General features: G+C 55.8%; 31 protein-coding genes. All 31 read left to right on the top strand.

The window, feature by feature from the left end:
• Positions 1–11: 11 nt before the first annotated feature.
• A complete protein-coding gene (gene rpsG, locus JK199_RS04160; protein WP_025826438.1) occupies positions 12–488 on the top strand; it encodes a 30S ribosomal protein S7 in 477 nt (158 codons plus the stop codon).
• A 91-nt stretch (positions 489–579) separates the two neighbouring features.
• Positions 580–1770 carry an elongation factor Tu gene (tuf, locus tag JK199_RS04165; RefSeq protein ID WP_025826440.1) on the top strand — a complete coding sequence of 397 codons (1191 nt, stop codon included), beginning with the start codon at positions 580–582 and terminating at the stop codon, positions 1768–1770.
• A gap of 104 nt (positions 1771–1874) precedes the next feature.
• The gene (rpsJ, locus tag JK199_RS04170) at positions 1875–2183 is read left to right on the top strand and encodes a 30S ribosomal protein S10 (RefSeq protein ID WP_007282720.1); all 309 of its coding nucleotides are present in this window, start codon (positions 1875–1877) and stop codon (positions 2181–2183) included.
• Positions 2184–2193: 10 nt separating this feature from the next.
• The gene (gene rplC / locus JK199_RS04175) at positions 2194–2877 is read left to right on the top strand and encodes a 50S ribosomal protein L3 (protein WP_035373726.1); all 684 of its coding nucleotides are present in this window, start codon (positions 2194–2196) and stop codon (positions 2875–2877) included.
• A gap of 4 nt (positions 2878–2881) precedes the next feature.
• The gene (gene rplD, locus JK199_RS04180; RefSeq protein WP_077930124.1) at positions 2882–3496 is read left to right on the top strand and encodes a 50S ribosomal protein L4; all 615 of its coding nucleotides are present in this window, start codon (positions 2882–2884) and stop codon (positions 3494–3496) included.
• Positions 3493–3828, top strand: coding sequence for a 50S ribosomal protein L23 (locus JK199_RS04185; protein ID WP_025826444.1), 336 nt, complete (start codon positions 3493–3495; stop codon positions 3826–3828). Before rplD ends, JK199_RS04185 begins: the two co-directional genes overlap by 4 nt.
• Positions 3829–3844: 16 nt before the next feature.
• On the top strand, positions 3845–4675 hold the full coding sequence (gene rplB / locus JK199_RS04190; protein WP_025826446.1) for a 50S ribosomal protein L2: 831 nt from the start codon (positions 3845–3847) through the stop codon (positions 4673–4675).
• A gap of 13 nt (positions 4676–4688) precedes the next feature.
• Entirely contained in the window at positions 4689–4967 is a 279-nt protein-coding gene (gene rpsS, locus JK199_RS04195) for a 30S ribosomal protein S19 (protein WP_025826448.1), read from the top strand.
• A 1-nt stretch (position 4968) separates the two neighbouring features.
• Positions 4969–5379 (top strand): 50S ribosomal protein L22, encoded by a 411-nt coding sequence (gene rplV, locus JK199_RS04200; protein WP_025826450.1) that lies wholly within the window; start codon positions 4969–4971, stop codon positions 5377–5379.
• A 3-nt stretch (positions 5380–5382) separates the two neighbouring features.
• Positions 5383–6060, top strand: coding sequence for a 30S ribosomal protein S3 (rpsC, locus tag JK199_RS04205; protein ID WP_035373729.1), 678 nt, complete (start codon positions 5383–5385; stop codon positions 6058–6060).
• A gap of 18 nt (positions 6061–6078) precedes the next feature.
• Entirely contained in the window at positions 6079–6495 is a 417-nt protein-coding gene (rplP, locus tag JK199_RS04210; RefSeq protein WP_025826454.1) for a 50S ribosomal protein L16, read from the top strand.
• Position 6496: 1 nt separating this feature from the next.
• Positions 6497–6736, top strand: a complete 240-nt coding sequence (rpmC, locus tag JK199_RS04215) for a 50S ribosomal protein L29 (RefSeq protein ID WP_077930123.1) — start codon at positions 6497–6499, stop codon at positions 6734–6736.
• 13 nt (positions 6737–6749) lie between these two features.
• Complete coding sequence (rpsQ, locus tag JK199_RS04220) at positions 6750–7022, top strand: 30S ribosomal protein S17 (protein ID WP_025826456.1); 273 nt, start codon at positions 6750–6752, stop codon at positions 7020–7022.
• Between the two features lie 18 nt (positions 7023–7040).
• Entirely contained in the window at positions 7041–7409 is a 369-nt protein-coding gene (gene rplN, locus JK199_RS04225) for a 50S ribosomal protein L14 (protein ID WP_006557767.1), read from the top strand.
• On the top strand, positions 7410–7730 hold the full coding sequence (gene rplX, locus JK199_RS04230; RefSeq protein WP_077930122.1) for a 50S ribosomal protein L24: 321 nt from the start codon (positions 7410–7412) through the stop codon (positions 7728–7730).
• A gap of 10 nt (positions 7731–7740) precedes the next feature.
• Positions 7741–8310, top strand: coding sequence for a 50S ribosomal protein L5 (gene rplE, locus JK199_RS04235; RefSeq protein WP_025826460.1), 570 nt, complete (start codon positions 7741–7743; stop codon positions 8308–8310).
• Between the two features lie 83 nt (positions 8311–8393).
• Positions 8394–8699, top strand: coding sequence for a 30S ribosomal protein S14 (rpsN, locus tag JK199_RS04240; protein ID WP_025826462.1), 306 nt, complete (start codon positions 8394–8396; stop codon positions 8697–8699).
• A 9-nt stretch (positions 8700–8708) separates the two neighbouring features.
• The gene (gene rpsH / locus JK199_RS04245; RefSeq protein WP_025826465.1) at positions 8709–9107 is read left to right on the top strand and encodes a 30S ribosomal protein S8; all 399 of its coding nucleotides are present in this window, start codon (positions 8709–8711) and stop codon (positions 9105–9107) included.
• A 10-nt stretch (positions 9108–9117) separates the two neighbouring features.
• Positions 9118–9651 carry a 50S ribosomal protein L6 gene (gene rplF, locus JK199_RS04250; protein ID WP_077930121.1) on the top strand — a complete coding sequence of 178 codons (534 nt, stop codon included), beginning with the start codon at positions 9118–9120 and terminating at the stop codon, positions 9649–9651.
• Positions 9651–10013 carry a 50S ribosomal protein L18 gene (gene rplR / locus JK199_RS04255; RefSeq protein WP_077930120.1) on the top strand — a complete coding sequence of 121 codons (363 nt, stop codon included), beginning with the start codon at positions 9651–9653 and terminating at the stop codon, positions 10011–10013. The genes rplF and rplR overlap by 1 nt, the downstream gene beginning before the upstream one ends.
• Before the next feature lie 15 nt (positions 10014–10028).
• Positions 10029–10607: a 30S ribosomal protein S5 gene (gene rpsE, locus JK199_RS04260; RefSeq protein ID WP_025826471.1), complete on the top strand. Its 579-nt coding sequence runs from the start codon at positions 10029–10031 to the stop codon at positions 10605–10607.
• Positions 10600–10785: a 50S ribosomal protein L30 gene (gene rpmD, locus JK199_RS04265; protein ID WP_025826473.1), complete on the top strand. Its 186-nt coding sequence runs from the start codon at positions 10600–10602 to the stop codon at positions 10783–10785. The genes rpsE and rpmD overlap by 8 nt, the downstream gene beginning before the upstream one ends.
• Before the next feature lies 1 nt (position 10786).
• Positions 10787–11278, top strand: coding sequence for a 50S ribosomal protein L15 (rplO, locus tag JK199_RS04270; protein WP_025826475.1), 492 nt, complete (start codon positions 10787–10789; stop codon positions 11276–11278).
• Between the two features lie 136 nt (positions 11279–11414).
• Positions 11415–12773 (top strand): preprotein translocase subunit SecY, encoded by a 1359-nt coding sequence (gene secY / locus JK199_RS04275; RefSeq protein WP_025826477.1) that lies wholly within the window; start codon positions 11415–11417, stop codon positions 12771–12773.
• On the top strand, positions 12770–13420 hold the full coding sequence (locus JK199_RS04280; RefSeq protein ID WP_035373734.1) for an adenylate kinase: 651 nt from the start codon (positions 12770–12772) through the stop codon (positions 13418–13420). The genes secY and JK199_RS04280 overlap by 4 nt, the downstream gene beginning before the upstream one ends.
• Positions 13421–13557: 137 nt before the next feature.
• Complete coding sequence (gene rpsM / locus JK199_RS04285) at positions 13558–13935, top strand: 30S ribosomal protein S13 (RefSeq protein WP_025826479.1); 378 nt, start codon at positions 13558–13560, stop codon at positions 13933–13935.
• 67 nt (positions 13936–14002) lie between these two features.
• The gene (gene rpsK, locus JK199_RS04290) at positions 14003–14395 is read left to right on the top strand and encodes a 30S ribosomal protein S11 (protein WP_006557780.1); all 393 of its coding nucleotides are present in this window, start codon (positions 14003–14005) and stop codon (positions 14393–14395) included.
• A gap of 113 nt (positions 14396–14508) precedes the next feature.
• Entirely contained in the window at positions 14509–15528 is a 1020-nt protein-coding gene (locus tag JK199_RS04295) for a DNA-directed RNA polymerase subunit alpha (RefSeq protein WP_043552272.1), read from the top strand.
• Positions 15529–15558: 30 nt separating this feature from the next.
• The gene (gene rplQ / locus JK199_RS04300; RefSeq protein ID WP_025826481.1) at positions 15559–15984 is read left to right on the top strand and encodes a 50S ribosomal protein L17; all 426 of its coding nucleotides are present in this window, start codon (positions 15559–15561) and stop codon (positions 15982–15984) included.
• 317 nt (positions 15985–16301) lie between these two features.
• Positions 16302–17630 carry an MFS transporter gene (locus JK199_RS04305; protein WP_212354706.1) on the top strand — a complete coding sequence of 443 codons (1329 nt, stop codon included), beginning with the start codon at positions 16302–16304 and terminating at the stop codon, positions 17628–17630.
• Between the two features lie 314 nt (positions 17631–17944).
• The gene (locus JK199_RS04310) at positions 17945–18985 is read left to right on the top strand and encodes an ABC transporter substrate-binding protein (protein ID WP_212374015.1); all 1041 of its coding nucleotides are present in this window, start codon (positions 17945–17947) and stop codon (positions 18983–18985) included.
• Positions 18986–18996: the final 11 nt, after the last annotated feature.

Below are 18996 nucleotides of genomic sequence, written 5' to 3' on the forward strand. Positions count from 1 at the left end.
GAAGTTAAGGTATGAGCCGCCGTCACCGCGCTGTTAAGCGTGAGATTCTTCCTGATCCGAAGTTCGGAGATATTGTCATTACGCGTTTCATGAACGCTCTGATGTATGATGGCAAAAAATCCACTGCGGAGAGGATTGTTTATGGAGCTCTCGAGGCGATGGTTCGCCGGAGTGGAGCTTCTGCGGATCCGATCGCATTGTTCCACAATGCTCTGGATAACGTTAAGCCTGCAGTAGAAGTTCGCTCTCGCCGCGTTGGTGGTGCGACCTATCAGGTGCCTGTTGAAGTTCGCGCTGAACGCCGTCAGGCGCTGGCCATTCGCTGGGTGATCGACGCTTCCCGCAAGCGGGGCGAAAACACCATGCAGGACCGGTTGTCTAACGAGCTGATGGATGCCGTGAACAACCGTGGCGCTGCTGTTAAGAAGCGTGAAGATACCCACCGTATGGCCGAAGCCAACAAGGCATTCAGCCACTATCGCTGGTAATCTTTTGAGTATGGCATTCACTCCTTGTGGAGTGGGGGCGGACTTATTAAAAACTGCATCCCGATAAATTTTCGGGGTATGGAGTAGAGAAATGGCTAAGGCTAAATTTGAGCGGAATAAACCGCACTGCAACATCGGCACCATCGGCCACGTTGACCATGGTAAAACGTCTCTGACGGCCGCCATCACCAAGACGCTGGCGAAAGCCGGTGGCGCTGAGTTCAAGGCGTATGACCAGATTGACGCTGCTCCTGAAGAGCGCGCTCGTGGCATCACCATCTCCACGGCTCACGTGGAATATGAAACGGCCAACCGTCACTACGCACACGTCGACTGCCCCGGACATGCTGACTACGTGAAGAACATGATCACGGGTGCAGCGCAGATGGACGGCGCTATCCTCGTGGTTTCCGCAGCTGATGGCCCGATGCCGCAGACCCGTGAGCACATCCTGCTTGCTCGTCAGGTCGGTGTGCCGGCTCTGGTTGTCTTCCTGAATAAAGTTGACCAGGTTGATGATCCGGAACTGCTTGAGCTGGTTGAAATGGAAGTTCGTGAACTTCTGTCTTCCTACCAGTTCCCGGGCGACGAAATCCCCATCATCAAGGGTTCCGCTCTGGTTACTCTGGAAGATGGTGATCCGGAAATCGGCGAAAACCGCGTTCGTGACCTGATGGATGCAGTTGACTCCTACATCCCGCAGCCGGAGCGTCCGGTTGACCGTCCGTTCCTGATGCCGATCGAAGACGTGTTCTCCATCTCCGGTCGTGGCACCGTGGTGACGGGCCGTGTCGAACGTGGTGTTGTGAACGTGGGTGACGAAGTTGAAATCGTCGGCCTGAAGGACACCGTTAAGACGACCGTTACGGGCGTTGAAATGTTCCGTAAGTTGCTTGATCGCGGTGAAGCTGGTGACAACATCGGTGCGCTGGTGCGTGGCACGAAGCGTGAAGACGTTGAGCGTGGCCAGGTTCTGGCTAAGCCGGGTTCCATCACCCCGCACAAGAAGTTTAAAGCTGAAGCGTACATCCTGACGAAGGATGAAGGTGGCCGTCATACGCCGTTCTTCACCAACTATCGTCCGCAGTTCTATTTCCGCACGACCGACGTCACTGGCGTTGTTCACCTGCCGGAAGGCACGGAAATGATCATGCCGGGCGATAACTGCGCCATGGATGTTGAGCTGATCGCTCCGATCGCCATGGATGAAGGCCTGCGCTTCGCTATTCGTGAAGGTGGCCGCACCGTTGGTGCCGGCGTGGTTGCTTCTATCACCGACTAATCGGTTAGAAGCCTAGGACTGGATGGCCCCGGCCGAGTCTTCGGTCGGGGTCTTACTTGGCGGCCGGGTTACCCCGGACCAGTAAAGTGTTGGACTAAGAAACAATGGACAACCAGAACATCCGCATTCGCCTGAAGGCGTACGATCATCGTGTTCTCGATAACAGCACGAAAGAGATCGTCAATACGGCGAAGCGTACGGGTGCGCGGGTTCGGGGTCCTATCCCGCTGCCGACGCATATCGAGCGGTTTACAGTGAACCGTTCTCCCCACGTGGATAAGAAAAGTCGCGAGCAGTTCGAAATTCGGACTCATCGCCGCCTGCTCGACATCGTCGAGCCGACTCCGCAGACCGTGGACGCTCTCATGAAACTCGACCTCGCCGCTGGCGTGGATGTCGAGATCAAACTTTAAGGTCCAGACGATGCGCACCGGATTGATCGCAAAAAAGTTGGGTATGTCCCGACTGTTCAAGGAAGATGGCACACATGTGCCCGTTACCGTCCTGCATGTGGATTCCGTGCAGGTGGTGGACGTCCGTACTCAGGAGCGGGATGGCTATACGGCCCTTCAGCTTGGTATGGGCAAAGCCAAGGTAAAAAATGTCTCTAAACCTAACCGTGGCCATTTTGCCCGCACGCAGGTTGAGCCGAAGAAGAAGCTGGTTGAATTCCGCGTAGCTGATGATGCTACGCTGGATATCGGCGCTTCTCTTTCCGCAGCTCACTTTGTTGTGGGCCAGAAAGTCGACGTGACGGGTACCAGCAAAGGTAAAGGGTTCGCAGGCGCCATGAAGCGCTGGAACTTTGCCGGTCTGGAAGCCTCCCACGGCGTGTCCATCTCTCACCGTTCACATGGTTCTACCGGTAACCGTCAGGATCCGGGCAAGACCTTCAAGAACAAGAAGATGGCCGGTCACCTTGGCGATGAGCGTATTACCACGCTGAATCTTGAAATTGCTGCGATCGATCCGGAAAAGAACCTGATCATGATCCGTGGTTCCGTTCCCGGAGCTAAAAACGGTGTCGTTCTGGTCCGTGATGCAATTAAAAAAGCCCGCCATGTCGATGCGCCGTATCCGGCCGCTCTCGTGACGGCGGAGGGCTGAGGTCATGGAAATCGAAATCAAAACGCTTGATAACGGCACCGCAGGTTCTGCAACGCTTCCCGAAGCGCTGTTTGCTGTCGCGCCGCGCAATGACATCATGGCGCGCGTTGTTCACTGGCAGCTGGCCAAGCGCCGCGCTGGTACGCACAAGGTCAAAGGCATGGGCGAAGTGTCCGGCACGACCAAGAAGCCGTACCGCCAGAAAGGCACAGGTAGCGCCCGTCAGGGTTCTCTTCGTGCACCGCAGTATCGTACCGGTGGCGCAGTCCATGGTCCGGTTGTGCGTGACCACGGATATGACCTTCCCAAGAAGGTTCGCCGTCTGGGTCTGATCTCTGCGCTGTCCCAGAAAGCAAAAGAAGGCAAGCTGGTTGTCCTTCAGTCTGCTTCTGGTGTGGCCCGCACGAGCGAACTGGCTGCAAAGCTGAAAACGCTTGGCTGGAAATCTGCCCTGATTGTTGATGCCTCTGTTGACGAAGGCTTTCTGCGCGCTGCAAGCAACCTGCCGCGCATTGATATCCTGCCGACAATTGGCGCCAATGTTTATGACATTCTTAATCACGAGGTCCTGGCGATTACGCAGGCTGGCCTCGAGGGTCTGAAGGAGCGCCTGGCATGACGAACATTCTTGCTCTGCGCAAGAAAGCCGAGCGTCTTTCCCGGGAAGCGATGTACGACATTGTTCGTTCTCCGCTGATCACCGAGAAAGCAACCGCGCTTTCAGAGAAGAATCAGGTTGTTTTCAAGGTTGCGATCTCTGCAACCAAGCCTGAAATCAAAGTGGCTGTGGAAACACTGTTCGGCGTCAAGGTTGTTGGCGTTAACACGCTTGTCCAGAAGGGCAAGACCAAGCGCTTCAAGGGGCGTCTGGGGCAGCGTTCTGATATCAAGAAGGCGTTCGTCCAGCTTGCGGAAGGTCAGTCCATTGACCTTACCGCTAAACTGGCGTGACGTGGGGTAGGAACAAATGGCACTGAAGCACTTTAATCCCGTCACGCCGAGCCTTCGTGGTACGGTTCTGATTGATCGTTCCGACCTCTGGAAGGGCAAGCCGGTCAAGCAGCTGACGGAAGGTAAAAACAAGACGGGCGGTCGTAACAACAACGGTCGCACAACGTCTCGTTTCCGTGGCGGCGGGCACAAGCAGTCTTACCGTTATGTCGACTTCAAACGTCGCAAATTTGACGTGCTGGGCACGGTTGAGCGTCTGGAATATGACCCCAACCGTACCGCCTTCATTGCGCTGGTGAAGTACGAAGATGGTGAGCTGGCTTACATCCTGGCTCCGCAGCGTCTGAAAGTGGGTGACAATGTCATCGCTGGCGCTCGCGTTGACATCAAGCCGGGTAACGCCATGCCGCTGGCAGCGATTCCGGTTGGTACGATCGTGCATAACATCGAACTGAAGCAGGGTGCCGGTGGCAAGCTGGCCCGCTCTGCCGGGACGTATGCGCAGCTGGTCGGTAAAGATGCCGGCTATGCGCAGATCAAGCTGCAGTCTGGTGAACTGCGTGTTGTGCGTGGTGAGTGCATGGCAACGGTTGGGGCTGTCTCCAACCCGGACAACATGAACCAGCACATTGGTAAGGCTGGCCGTGCGCGCTGGCTGGGTCGTCGCCCGCATAACCGCGGCGTTGTGATGAACCCGGTCGACCATCCGCATGGTGGTGGTGAAGGCCGCACCTCTGGTGGCCGTCATCCGGTTACGCCGTGGGGCAAGCCGACCAAAGGTTACAAAACTCGGGTCAACAAGCGTACGGACAGTCTGATTATCCGTCGTCGAAAGACCGGCAAGTAAGGGGCAATAGAAGATGGCACGTTCCGTCTGGAAAGGCCCGTTCGTCGACGGGTATCTGCTGAGCAAAGCTGAAACGTCCCGCGCGTCGGGTCGTAACGAAGTGATCAAGATCTGGTCACGTCGTTCTACGATCCTTCCGCAGTTCGTTGGTCTGACGTTCGGTGTTTATAATGGTCAGAAGTTCCTGCCTGTACAGGTGACGGAGAATATGGTCGGACACAAGTTCGGTGAATTTTCTCCCACCCGTACGTTCCACGGGCATGGGGCCGATAAGAAGTCGAAGCGGGGCTAAGATGAGCAAGCCGAAGCATCCGCGCACGCTCGCGGAAACAGAAGCGCAGGCGATCACGCGCAACATCCGGGTTAGTCCCCGCAAGTTGAACCTTGTTGCCGGTCTGATCCGCAACAAGCCCGCGTCTCAGGCTGTTGCAACCCTGACGTTCTCCAAGCGTCGCATTGCCCAGGAAGTCAAAAAGACTCTGGAAAGCGCGATTGCAAATGCTGAGAACAATCACCAGCTGGACGTTGACCAGCTGGTTGTGAAGACGGCTGAGGTCGGGAAGTCCATTGTCATGCGTCGCTTCCATGCGCGTGGCCGTGGTCGTTCCGCCCGTGTGGAAAAATTCTTCAGCCATCTGAAGATTGTTGTTGCAGAACGGGCTCCGCAGCCCGAAGCAGCTTCTCCTGAGCAGAAGGCAGCCTGACGTATGGGACATAAAGTCAATCCAATCGGGCTGCGGCTCGGAATCAATCGCACCTGGGATAGCCGTTGGTACGCTGACTCCGACTATTCTCGTCTGCTGCACGCTGACCTGAAGCTGCGCGCTTTCCTGCGTCGCAAGCTGTCTGGTGCTGGTGTGTCCCGCGTTGTGATCGAACGTCCGGCCAAAAAGCCGCGCGTTACGATTTATGCAGCACGTCCGGGCGTTGTGATCGGTAAAAAAGGTCAGGACATTGACGCTCTGCGTAAAGAGCTGACCAAAATGGCCGGTACGGAAGTGGCTCTCAACATTGTTGAGATCCGCAAGCCGGAAATCGACGCCACGCTGGTTGCTGACAACATTGCGCAGCAGCTCGAACGCCGTGTGGCCTTCCGTCGCGCCATGAAGCGCGCCGTGCAGTCCGCTATGCGTCTTGGCGCACAGGGTATCCGGATCAACTGCTCCGGCCGTCTTGGCGGTGCAGAAATCGCCCGTATCGAATGGTATCGTGAAGGACGTGTGCCCCTGCATACGCTCCGTGCAGATATCGATTACGGGACGGCGACTGCACAGACCACGTATGGTGCTTGCGGTGTGAAGGTGTGGATCTTCAAAGGTGAGATCCTGGCCCATGACCCACTGGCTCAGGACCGCCGGGCGGCCGAGCAGGCCCCTCAGCGCTGAGGCGAAGGATAGAAGACAATGCTCTCTCCGAAGCGAACTAAATTCCGTAAGGCTCACAAAGGTCGTATTCACGGCCTGGCCAAAAGCGGCACGACGCTCAACTTCGGTACGTTTGGTCTGAAGGCTCTTCAGCCCGAACGTATCACCGCACGGCAGATTGAAGCCTCTCGTCGGGCTATCACCAGAGCGATGAAACGTGCAGGTCGCGTGTGGATTCGTATTTTTCCTGACCTTCCGGTCTCGACAAAGCCTGCAGAAGTGCGTATGGGCTCGGGCAAGGGATCTCCCGAATACTGGGTGGCCCGTGTGAAACCCGGTCGCATTTTGTTTGAAATCGAAGGCGTGCCGCCCGAGATCGCGCGTGAAGCGCTGGCTCTCGGTGCAGCAAAGCTGCCGATCAAGACAAAATTTGTGACCCGAATTGGAGATGCGTAAGATGGCGAAGGCAACAAAGCCCGCTGACCTGCGTGCCAAAACGGCCGACGAACTGAACGCACTTCTGCTTGAGCTGAAGCGTGAGCAGCTCAATCTCCGGTTCCAGCAGGCAACCGGGCAGAACGAAGGCCAGAGCCGCATTCGTGTGGTCCGTCGTGAAATTGCGCGCATCAAGACGATTGACGCGCAGAATACAAAGAAGACTGCGGCGGGTGCTAAAACATCTGCCGCCATTTCCTGAAGGGAGTTGGACGATGCCAAGGCGCGTCCTTACCGGGCGTGTGACCAGCGACAAAATGGATAAGACCGTAACGGTTCTTGTCGATCGTCGCGTCATGCACCCGCTGTATAAGAAGTTCATTCGTCGCTCTAAAAAATATGCGGCGCATGATGAAGAGAATGTCTGCAAAGTGGGCGATAGCGTGCGCATCATTGAATGCACGCCGATTTCCAAGCGCAAGACGTGGGCCGTGGTGGCACGCAATGGTGAGGTCGTTGATGCGTCCTCCGCTGGCGTGTCAGCGTAAGGTAAGGATATCTAGTTCATGATCCATCCCGAGACCAACCTCGACGTGGCCGACAATTCTGGTGCGCGTCAGGTGCAGTGCATCAAGGTACTGGGCGGCTCCAAGCGGAAGTCCGCCTCGGTCGGCGACGTGATCGTCGTGTCTGTCAAGGAAGCCATCCCCCGTGGGAAGGTGAAAAAAGGCGACGTGCACCAAGCTGTTATCGTGCGTACCTCTTATCCGGTTCGCCGCCCCGACGGGAGCGCGATCCGTTTTGATAAGAACGCTGCTGTTCTGATCAACAAGCAGCAGGAGCCGATCGGCACCCGTATCTTCGGCCCGGTTGTTCGTGAACTGCGTGCGCGCAAGTTCATGAAAATTATCTCTCTGGCGCCGGAGGTTCTATAAATGGCTGCTCGCATTAAAAAAGGCGATACGGTTGTTGTCATCACGGGTTCCTCCAAAGGAACTCAGGGTGAAGTTCTCTCTGTCCGCCCGGCTGAAAATCGCGCGATTGTTCGTGGTGTAGCGCTTGTTAAGCGTCACCAGAAAGCAACGCGTATGGGTGAAGAAGGCGGCATCATCACGCGTGAAGCCCCGATTCATCTGTCGAATCTGAAACTGGTCGATCCGGCCTCCAAGAAACCGACCCGCGTTGGGTTCCGTGTTCTGGAAGACGGGCGGAAAGTTCGTGTTGCAAAAGCAACCGGCGAAGTGATTGAAGGCTGAGGGGGCGAGAATGAGTGAGTCTAAGGGCGTTCGTTCCGTTCCTCGTATGCAGGAACGTTATGAAGCCGAACTGCGCGCTAAACTGCGTGAACAGTTTGGTTACAAAAACATCATGCAGGTTCCTCGGCTGGAAAAAATTGTCCTGAATATGGGCGTTGGTGAAGCTGCGGGCGACCAGAAGAAACTGGACGCTGCCGTTGCTGAAATGACGCTGATTGCAGGTCAGAAGCCGGTTAAAACTGTTGCAAAGAAAGCCATCGCGGGCTTCAAAATCCGTGAAGGTCTGCCGATCGGTTGTAAGGTTACGCTGCGCCGTGCGCAGATGTATGAATTCCTTGATCGTCTGGTCACGATCGCAATGCCCCGCATTCGCGATTTCCGTGGTCTGCCGGCTAACAAGGGGTTTGACGGACGTGGTAACTTCGCTCTTGGTCTGAAAGAACAGATCGTTTTCCCTGAAATCGACTACGATAAAGTAGACGAAGTTCGCGGGATGGACGTGGTGTTTGTGACCAGCGCAAAGACGGATGCTGAGGCTAAGGCGCTTCTTAAAGCGTTCGATCTCCCCTTTGCTGCCTGAGTGAAATAGGTTACCTGTCACCAGGTGTTGTTGTCTTGGAAAACCATCGAAGGTTTTCGAAGGGTTCCGGAGGATAAAATTATATGGCTAAGACTTCTGCCATCACGCGTAATGCCAAGCGGACACGCATGGCTGCGCGCGACAAGGAAAAGCGTGCGGCGCTGAAGAACATTGTGATGGACCGCTCGCTTCCTGTAGAAGATCGGTTTGATGCGTCTTTAAAGCTGGCTGAACTGCCGCGGAATGGTTCACGCGTACGTGTCCGTCTCCGTTGCAAACTTACGGGGCGCTCTCGCGGTAACTACCGCAAGTTTGAGCTGTGCCGTATTGCACTGCGTGATCTGGCTTCAAACGGGCAGATCCCGGGCCTGGTCAAAGCTAGCTGGTAAGGGCGCACAATGTCACTTTCTGATCCGCTGGGTGATATGCTCACCCGTATTCGTAACGCGCAGCGTGCACGCCATGTGTCCTGCGTGTCGCCGGCTTCCAAGCTGCGTTCGAATGTTCTTGATGCCCTGCAGCGTGAAGGCTACATCCGTGGCTACTCACACGAAGAAATTCGCAAAGGCATCACTCAGCTCCATATCGAGCTGAAATATTCCGAAGGCGAGCCGGTTATTAAGGAAATCCACCGCGTGTCCCGTCCGGGCCGTCGTGTGTATTCCAAAATTAAAGAGTTGCCGCGGGTGCGTGCTGGGCTCGGGGTTTCGATCCTGTCCACACCGCGTGGTGTTCTGTCTGATGTCGAGGCTCGCGCTGCCAATGTTGGCGGTGAAGTCCTCTGTCGCGTGTTCTGAGGAGGGATACATGTCACGTGTAGGCAAATATCCCGTTGATGTTCCCGCAGGGGTGACTGTCTCGATTGCAGACGGTGTTTTCAAGGCGAAGGGAAAGCTGGGCGAACTCGCTCTGCCGCTTTCCTCTCACATTGAAGCGGAAATTTCAGACGGGAAAGTTGCGGTGCGTCCGGTTGGGACTGCAGCGCAGGCTCGTATGATGTGGGGCACAACCCGCGCTCTGATTGCAACGGCGATCAAAGGTGTTTCTGAAGGGTTCTCAAAGGCTCTTGAGATCAACGGCACCGGTTATCGTGCTGCTGTGCAGGGTTCTAATCTTGTGATGAACCTGGGCTATTCTCACGACGTGGTTTATCCGATCCCGCAGGGTATCAAGATCTCCACGCCGCGTCCGACAGCTATCCTTGTCGAAGGTATCGACAAGCAGCGCGTTGGGCAGGTTGCTCTTGATATTCGCAATTTTCGTAAGCCTGAGCCCTATAAAGGCAAGGGTGTGCGTTATGAGACGGAAACCATTCGTCGCAAGGAAGGCAAGAAGAAATAATGAGCACTCAGCAGGAACTGCGGAACCGTCGGCGTGCTCGCCTGCGTTTTCAGCTCCGTCGCAAGGCTGGTGGTCGTCCGCGTCTGTCGGTCTTCCGGTCTGGCAAGAACATCTATGCGCAGGTCATTGATGACGTGCGCGGATGCACCCTTGCTGCCGCTTCCAGCCTGGATAAAGAACTGCGCTCGTCTCTGAAGACCGGTGCCAACAAGGACAGCGCTGGCGCTGTTGGTAAACTTGTTGCGCAGCGTGCTGTGGCTGCCGGCGTCTCCCAGGTTGTTTTCGACAGGGGGTCGTATCTTTATCATGGGCGCGTGAAAGCCCTGGCGGAGGCTGCCCGCGAGGGCGGTCTCTCCTTCTGAGGAAAGGATCACGTAATGGCTCGTGAACCAAGAGAAGGCGGTCGAGGCGGCCGTGATCGCGAACGCGAAGGCGATGAACTGGTTGATAAACTGGTCACCATCAACCGCGTTGCTAAGGTTGTTAAGGGTGGTCGGCGCTTTGCCTTCGCTGCTCTGGTTGTCGTTGGTGACCAGAAAGGCCGCGTTGGGTATGGTGCTGGTAAAGCCCGTGAAGTGCCGGAAGCTATCCGTAAGGCAACGGAACGTGCCAAGCGTGGCATGATCCGCGTGCCGATGAAGGAAGGCCGCACGCTGCATCACGATGTGGCTGGTCACTTCGGCGCTGGTAAGGTTGTTCTGCGCTCTGCTGAAGCAGGGACGGGGATCATTGCCGGCGGCCCGATGCGCGCTGTTTTTGAAAGCCTGGGCATCAATGACGTGGTTGCCAAGTCCCTCGGGACGCGTAACCCGCACAACATGGTGAAAGCGACGTTCGCGGCGCTTGAGCGTTGTGCAAGCCCTCGTTCTGTCGCAAACCGTCGCGGTAAGAAGGTTGCTGAAATCTTCGGTAAGCGCGATCAGGCTGCTTCAGGTGTGGAGGCTGCAGATGTCTGAAGCTAAAACCTTCAAAGTCATTCAGATTGCGTCCGGTAACGGCCGCAAGCCTGGCCAGAAAGAGACCCTTGTGGGTCTCGGTCTGAACAAGATCGGGCGTGAGCGGGTGTTGGAAGATACCCCTTCAACCCGTGGTATGGTCCGTAAGGTGGCCCACCTCGTGAAGGTGGAGGATTGATATGAATCTGAACGAACTGCGTGATAACGAAGGCTCTCGTTATCGCAAAAAGCGTCTCGGTCGTGGTATCGGTTCTGGTAAAGGCAAGACCTCCGGTAAAGGTGTGAAGGGGCAGAAAGCACGTGAAGGCGTGTCCCTGAACGGCTTTGAAGGTGGTCAGCTGCCGATTTATCGTCGTCTGCCGAAGCGTGGCTTCAAAAACATCTTCCGTAAGGCTTATGCTCCGGTTAACCTCGGTGCCATTGAAAAAGCCTTTGCTGATGGTAAGCTTGAAGCTGGCACGACAGTGACGGAAGAAACGCTGAAAACTGCCGGTCTGGTCGGCACGGGCAAATATGCTGGTGTGCGTATTCTGGCTGAAGGCGAACTGACCCGCGCTGTCACGTTCGAAGTGTCTGGTGCTTCTGCTTCTGCAGTTGCAGCTATTGAGAAAGCTGGCGGGTCCATCAAGGTCCTGGTGGCTCCTAAGGCTGCTGAAGCCAGCGCATCCTGATGTTTTGGTCAGAAGGGCAGTCCTGTACTGTTCTTCTGGCTGATACTTCTCCAGATGTGGTCTGGGTTAACTCTTAGACTATCATGACAGCGTCCCGCGTTATGTGGTGGCGCTGTTTGTGTGAAAGGACGGATGCATGGCTTCCGCGGCCGAACAGTTGGCTGCCAACTTCAATGTGGGCTCCTTTGCCAAGGCAACCGAACTCAAAAAGCGGATTTGGTTCACGCTTGGTGCGCTGATTATTTACCGTCTTGGCACATACATTCCGGTTCCGGGTGTGGATGCGACGGTGATGGGGCAGCTTCTGGCTCAGCATCAGGGTGGCATTCTGGGCATGTTCAACATGTTCACCGGTGGTGCGCTTGGGCGTATGACCGTTTTTGCCCTCAATATCATGCCTTACATTTCTGCCTCGATTATCGTGCAGTTGATGTCCACGGCAGTTCCTTCTCTGGAAGCCTTGAAAAAAGAAGGTGAGCAGGGGCGGAAAAAGCTCAATCAGTACACACGCTATTTGACTGTGTTTATTGCGTTATTTCAGGCTTACGGCATTGCCGTCGGGCTTGAGAGTATGCATAGCGCAGCGGGATCCGCTGTTGTGAACCCTGGCGTGTTCTTTCTGGTTTCCTGCGTGATCACCCTTGTGGGTGGCACCATGTTCCTGATGTGGCTGGGTGAGCAGATTACGTCCCGAGGTGTCGGGAACGGGATCTCCCTCATTATCTTTGCCGGTATTGTGGCGAACCTGCCGCATGCCATGGCAAGTCTGTTCCAGCTTGGATACACGGGTGCGCTTTCACCTTTCTTCGTGCTGGTCTTTCTTGTTCTGGCTGCGGTGACCATTACGTTCATCGTGTTTATGGAGCAGGCACAACGGCGAGTTGTGATCCAGTATCCCAAGCGACAGATGGGACAGAGGATGTTTGGGGGGGATACCACCCACATGCCTCTTAAAGTGAATACAGCGGGCGTCATTCCGCCGATTTTTGCTTCGTCTGTGCTTCTGATTCCGGTCACCATCTCCGGCTTCATGAACGGGAAGTCTATGCCGGGCTGGTTGTCGTTTCTGGGTGAAGAGCTGGGGCAGGGGCAGCCGCTCTATATGCTGTTCTACGCCGCCATGATCGTGTTCTTCTCGTATTTTTATGCGGCAGTCACGTTTAACCCGGCGGAAACTGCGGATAACCTGCGTAAGCAGGGGGGCTTTATTCCGGGTATTCGCCCCGGTGCGGCCACAGCAACCTACTTCGATAAAATTCTCACGCGCCTCACGACGATTGGCGCTGCCTATATGGTTCTTGTGTGTCTGTTACCGCAGATTCTGATCAGCCGTTACAACGTGCCTTTCTATTTTGGCGGCACAAGTCTGATCATTATCGTGTCGGTCACTATTGATACCGTGACGCAGGTGCAGTCGCATCTTGTTGCGCATCAGTATCAGGGGCTTATGCGGCGGTCTCGTGGTGGCAAGAAGCAGAGGGTTATCAGACGATGAACGTGATTTTTCTGGGGCCTCCCGGTGCCGGGAAGGGCACGCAGTCCAAGCGACTGGAAGAGCAGTACGGTCTGGTGCAGATTTCTACCGGTGACATGCTGCGTGCCGAGGTTGCGCGTGGGTCTGACATTGGTAAGCAGGCAAAATCTCTGATGGATGCCGGGAAACTGGTGCCGGATGAGCTGATTATCGCCATGCTACATTCCCGTATCGGGCAGCCTGACTGTGCAAAGGGATTCATCCTGGATGGATTCCCGCGCACTCTCGGGCAGGCAGATGCGCTGGATAAGATGCTTTCTGCCGAGAATAAAAAAATAGATGTGGTTCTGTTTCTGGATGTTGATGAAGACATTCTGGCAGACCGAATCTCTGGACGCTTTACGTGCAGCAAGTGTGGCGCGACGTATAACGAAGTCTCCAAGCCTCCTAAAAAGGAAGGCGAGTGTGATGTATGCGGCAGCCACGAATTCAAGCGGCGGGCGGATGACAAGCGCGAAACGGTTGTTGAGCGCCTGAAGGAATACCGGAATCTGACGGCTCCGATTCTTCCTTTTTATGAAAAAACCGGACGGCTTTATAAAATTAATGGAATGCTTCCGACCGCTCAGGTCACGGCAGACATTGAAGCTGTCATGGCGGGAAAGTGACAGCTCACGAAAAAGTGATCTGTTTTCGTTGACTTGTGCAGGTGGCCGGTATATTTCGCGGCCACTGATTGAAATCATGCATCCATGTGATGCCAGTAGTGTTCGACCAGCGAGTTGAACCGACAGGAGTGTAAAGCGTGGCACGTATTGCCGGCGTGAATGTCCCGACCAACAAACGGGTTGTTATCGGGCTTCAGTATATTTACGGAATTGGCGCAACCAAGGCAGCTCAGATCTGCGAGAAGGTTGGCATTGCCGATGCAAAGCGCGTGAACGAGCTGAGCGATGATGAAATCGCAAAGCTGCGTGAAGTGATCGACACCGACTATCGCGTTGAAGGTGACCTGCGTCGTGAAGTCGCAATGAACATCAAGCGTCTGATGGATCTGGGCTGCTACCGCGGTCTCCGTCACCGTCGCGGCCTGCCGGTGCATGGTCAGAGAACCCACACCAACGCCCGTACACGTAAGGGTAAGGCTGTGGCGATCGCTGGTAAGAAGAAAGCCACGCGTTAATCTGATTTGTTGAGGATTTCCGGACGGCTTTTGCGGGCTTCTGGGCAGGGACTGAGGTAGGAAAACAATGGCGAAAGCCGCTACACCGCGTATTCGTAAAAAAGAGCGCAAGAACATTATTTCTGGCGTGGCACATGTTCTGTCCACGTTTAACAACACCATGATCACCATCTCTGATGCGCAGGGAAATGCAATTTCCTGGTCTTCAGCCGGTGCTCAGGGCTTCAAAGGCTCCCGTAAGTCTACGCCGTATGCGGCGCAGGTTGCTGCTGAAGACGCAGGCCGCAAGGCCCGTGAACACGGCATGGAAACGCTGGAAATCGAAGTGTCCGGCCCTGGGTCAGGGCGTGAAAGCGCTCTGCGTGCTCTGCAGGCTGTCGGTTTTTCCATTACCTCTATCCGTGACATGACGCCGGTACCGCACAACGGTTGCCGCCCGCGCAAGCGTCGTCGCGTCTAAGCATTAAGGTTGTGCGGCTACCTGAGTGTAGCCGCCATCTTTTCGCTGTTCTGTTAATTTTCTGAGAAATCGCTGCGATCTGCAGTGTTTTTTCATATTGAAAGGCCGGTACCTTGGTCCTTCAGAAAAACTGGCAATCTCTGATCAAGCCCGAAAAGCTTGAAGTCGAATCCGGCGTGGAACCGACACGTATTGCGACAGTTGTGGCAGAACCGCTGGAACGCGGTTTTGGTATGACACTGGGCAACGCCCTGCGTCGTGTGCTGTTGTCTTCCCTGCAGGGGGCTGCGGTTACAGCCGTGCAGATTGACGGCGTCCTGCACGAGTTCTCTTCTGTTGCGGGTGTGCGCGAAGATGTGACGGACATTGTCCTGAACATCAAACAGCTCGCACTGCGTATGCACGGAGAAGGCCCGAAGCGCATGGTGCTGACGGCGACAGGCCCTGGTGAAGTGCGTGCCGGCCAGATCCAGACCGGACATGACATTGAAGTCATGAACCCTGATCTGGTTCTGTGCACACTGGATGACGGTGTGAAGCTGGGCATGGAATTTGTGGTGAACATGGGCAAGGGTTATGTCCCTGCTGCTGCAAACCGTCCGGAAGATGCGCCGATCGGTCTTATCCCGATTGATGCCATCTATTCTCCGGTCAAGCGCGTATCTTACAAGGTTGAGCCGACCCGTGTTGGTCAGGTAACAGACTTTGATAAGCTGCTGCTGACGGTGGAAACCAACGGCGCCATCACGCCGGAAGATGCAGTTGCTCTTGCAGCCCGAATCCTTCAGGATCAGTTGCAACTGTTCATCAACTTTGATGAACCGCGTCCGGTTCAGGCTGAAGAGCCGCAGGATGACCTGCCCTTCAACCGTAACCTGCTGCGTAAGGTTGACGAGCTTGAGCTGTCTGTTCGTAGCGCTAACTGCCTGAAGAACGACAACATCATCTATATCGGGGACCTGGTCCAGAAGAGCGAGCAGGAAATGCTGCGCACTCCGAACTTTGGGCGTAAGTCTCTGAACGAGATCAAGGAAGTCCTGACCTCCATGGGGCTTTCTCTGGGTATGAATGTGCCGGCCTGGCCGCCGGAAAATATTGAAGATCTGGCAAAGCGGCTTGATGAGCCGTTCTAAGTCCACATCTTATTGACTAGGAACTGAACTATGCGTCACCGGATGGCCGGCAGAAAGCTCGGCGTAACCTCTTCTCACCGCGCGGCAATGTTTCGCAACATGGCCGTTGCTCTCATCAAACACGAGCAGATCACGACCACTCTGCCCAAGGCGAAGGAACTGCGTCCCGTCGTCGAAAAGCTGATCACGCTGGGCAAACGTGGTGATCTGCACGCTCGTCGTCAGGCTTATGCCATGCTGCGTGACGAAGTGATCGTGAAGAAACTGTTCTCCGCGATTGCAGAACGCTACAAGGGCCGCACCGGTGGGTATTCCCGCGTGATGCGTGCTGGCGTCCGTTATGGTGACGCGGCTGATATGGCTGTGATCGAACTGATCGACCGCGATATCAGTGCAAAGGGCCAGGATAGCGGCCCCCGTCCGGAAGTGACGGAAGAGCACGATCTGGCAGCCTGAGGCTTCCAGAGTCTGATCAGGGAGGCCAGCGTCTTCATGCTGGCCTCATCTGCCTTTCTGGCAGAAGCGTCCACGCCAGTGTGGGCGTTGTTATCAGCCCGGATGTTGAGTTTTTCTCCGTCCTTATGGCTGTTTGGGTGAGATCTTACGATCTGTCTGTTCCGTCTCGCGCTTGACGGCTGCCCAGCAAAAAAATCGTTTTTTCGGGTCTTTGCGAGCACTCCCGTAAAGATCCGTATGGTGATGTGCCTGAAGCCCACGCAATGAGGCGAGGTGTCTTTATTTCGTGCCGTCACCGCATGAAGGAGAGCATGGTGATGCAGACAGCAACACAGCAGGAAAAACCACATCTTATAGACAGAATGGGCATCCCGCGTCCCTTACTCTGGGGCTTTGTCGGGCTTTTGCTGTTCATGATCGGGGACGGGGTTGAGGCCGGTTATCTGGCTCCGTATCTGGAAGGGCAGGGACATTCTTCCACACGGGTTGCGCTGCTGTTTACTGTTTACGGGGTTGCTGTCTCCATTTCCTCCTGGCTTTCAGGCCCGCTGTCGGACCTCTGGGGACCGAAGAAAGTCATGTGGACCGGCCTGTGGATCTGGGGTGTTTTTGAAGTTCTGTTTCTGCTGCTTGGCCTCCAGCCGAACAACTATCAGATGATGATGGTGGCCTATACGGCGCGTGGTCTTGGGTATCCGCTGTTTGCGTATGGCTTTCTGGTCTGGATTGCCGCGGCAACGCCTGCGCGCCAGCTCGGCTCGGCCGCCGGGTGGTTCTGGTTTGCATTTTCTGGTGGTCTGCCGACGCTGGGCTCTCTGTTCGCCAGCTTTGCCATTCCGCGCATTGGGGAAATGGGCACGTTCTGGTCTTCTCTGGGGCTGGTCATGGCTGGGGGGCTTGTTGCTCTTCTCTTCACCCATGAACCCCGTGGCACGCAGCGTCTCAGCCCGCCGGACGTAACGCTAAAGCAGGCCATGTTCGGCTCAATCAGCATCATCTGGCGTGAACCGAAGACGTTGATCGCAGGCATTGTGCGCACCATCAACACGTCCTCCGAATATGCCTTTCTGGTCATTATGCCGGGCGTGTTTACCAAACTGGTCGGGTTTTCTCTGGAACAGTGGCTGCAACTGCTGTCCATCGTGTTCCTCAGCAACATTATCTTCAACCTGCTGTCCGGCATGATGGCCGATAAGCTTGGTCCGCGGACGGTTGTGGCTGTGGGTGGCGGGCTTGGTGCGGCTATTTCTGTTCCGCTGTTCTATTATGTGCCGCTGTCCTTTACGCATAACTTCCCCATCGCGGCGGCTATGGGGGTGCTGTATGGCGCGTCTCTGGCGTCCTTCGTGCCGCTCTCTGGCCTGATGCCGCAGGTCTGCCCGCGTGAAAAAGCGGCTGCTCTGTCCATTCTGGGTCTGGGTGCCGGGGCCAGTACATGGGTTGGTCCGGCTATTGTCACCTGGTTTGAAGGCTGGCGCGGTGTTGAAGGCGTGATCTGGATTTTCAGCGGGCTGTATGTTGTCTCCGCGTTACTGACGGTTCTGATTACCGTCTCTCCGGAAGCCCGTGCGCAGATCCGCCGGGATGAACAGAGAGATAACCAGATGAATCGTGAAGCCGCGATGCATGCTGTCGGGAACCAGTAAGGTCTGCGAAAGCTGGTTTCAGGTTTGGCAGTGTCTGGTTTGTAAAAAGAGCGTAAGTCCTCCGGGCCGGAATAATCCGCAAGGATAACGCTCTGTTTTTGACAGCCTGACAGAGTGATCTACAGAAGCAGGGGCAGGGATGGAACGGGGGTTTCCGCGTTCCATCGGCCCCTGTTTTTATATGCGCCAACACATTTTCCCGAAGCTGTGACAAAACCGCATAATCTCCATTTCATGCGGTGCGTTGACAGGCGTTCGAATTTTATCACTATACTATTTCGGTATTAAACGCTTTTGCTCAGCGTGGTGATGAAATGAAACGGTTCTTTTCCCGATTGATGGTTGCGGGCGCGCTGGCTCTGTCCGTATTGGGTAGCCCTGCGCACGCCGGGACACCGGTGCGGATTGGCTATATTCCTGTTCTCGGTTCTTCCGCGCTGTTTGTGCTGGATGGAGAAGGCTGGGCGAAAGAGGCCGGGCTGGACCTGAATCTGGTGCGCTTTACGTCTGGCCCGCAGGCCATTCAGGCGCTCGTTTCCGGGCGGATTGATGCCTATGTGGCGGGCGTTCTCCCGCTGCTTCAGGCACGGGCGCATGGCGCGGATGTCAAGGTGGTCACGGCAGCCTCTGTTGAAGAGCTGGAAGTGGTGTCCCGCGGGGCGCTCAGCACATTGCTGCCTGCCGGGGCAGAAGGGGGCCTTTCTCCTGAGGCCCTGAAAAATGTTCTGGAAAAATTCAAGCAGGAGCAGTCTCGTCTGCCGCGTATTGCGGCTCAGCCCTCTGGCTCTGTGCCGGACAGTCTGCTGCGGTTCTGGCTGCAAAAGCGGGAGGGAATCAATCCCGTGACGTCTGCTGTGTCTATTGTCGGTGTGGATATTGATGCGGCACAGCAGGCGTTTCTGGCTGGAGCGGTGGACGCGGCCGTGCTGCGCGAGCCCGCCCTGACGGTGGTGCGCAGCCGGCTGAAGGATGTCAGAACGCTCGCCAGCGGGCATGACCTCTTGCCGGACCAGCCCGGTTCCGTACTGGCAATTGTTAATGCCAACGCCCCCGACCGTGAGGCCTGGGCGAAGGCTCTCGCTGGCCTGTTTGTGCGCGCCACAACACTTCTGGCCACGCATCCGGATGAGGCCGCTCCGTTTGTGACAAAGGCGCTCGGCGGCGGCATCCTGAGTGAAGATGTTCTGAAAAAGGCGCTCGAAGGCTCTGCGTCCCGTTTCGTGAACGATCCGACGCGCATTGTGGAGGGCGTAAAGCAGTTGCAGGACTTTGAAGTGGAACAGGGGCTACTGAGAAAAGCGCAGCCGGTGGAAGATTTGTTTGACCTTGATTTGTGGCGGCAGCTGAAACAGTGATAACCGCGCTT

This window comes from Acetobacter persici (genome assembly GCF_018256955.1).
Taxonomy (GTDB): domain Bacteria; phylum Pseudomonadota; class Alphaproteobacteria; order Acetobacterales; family Acetobacteraceae; genus Acetobacter; species Acetobacter persici.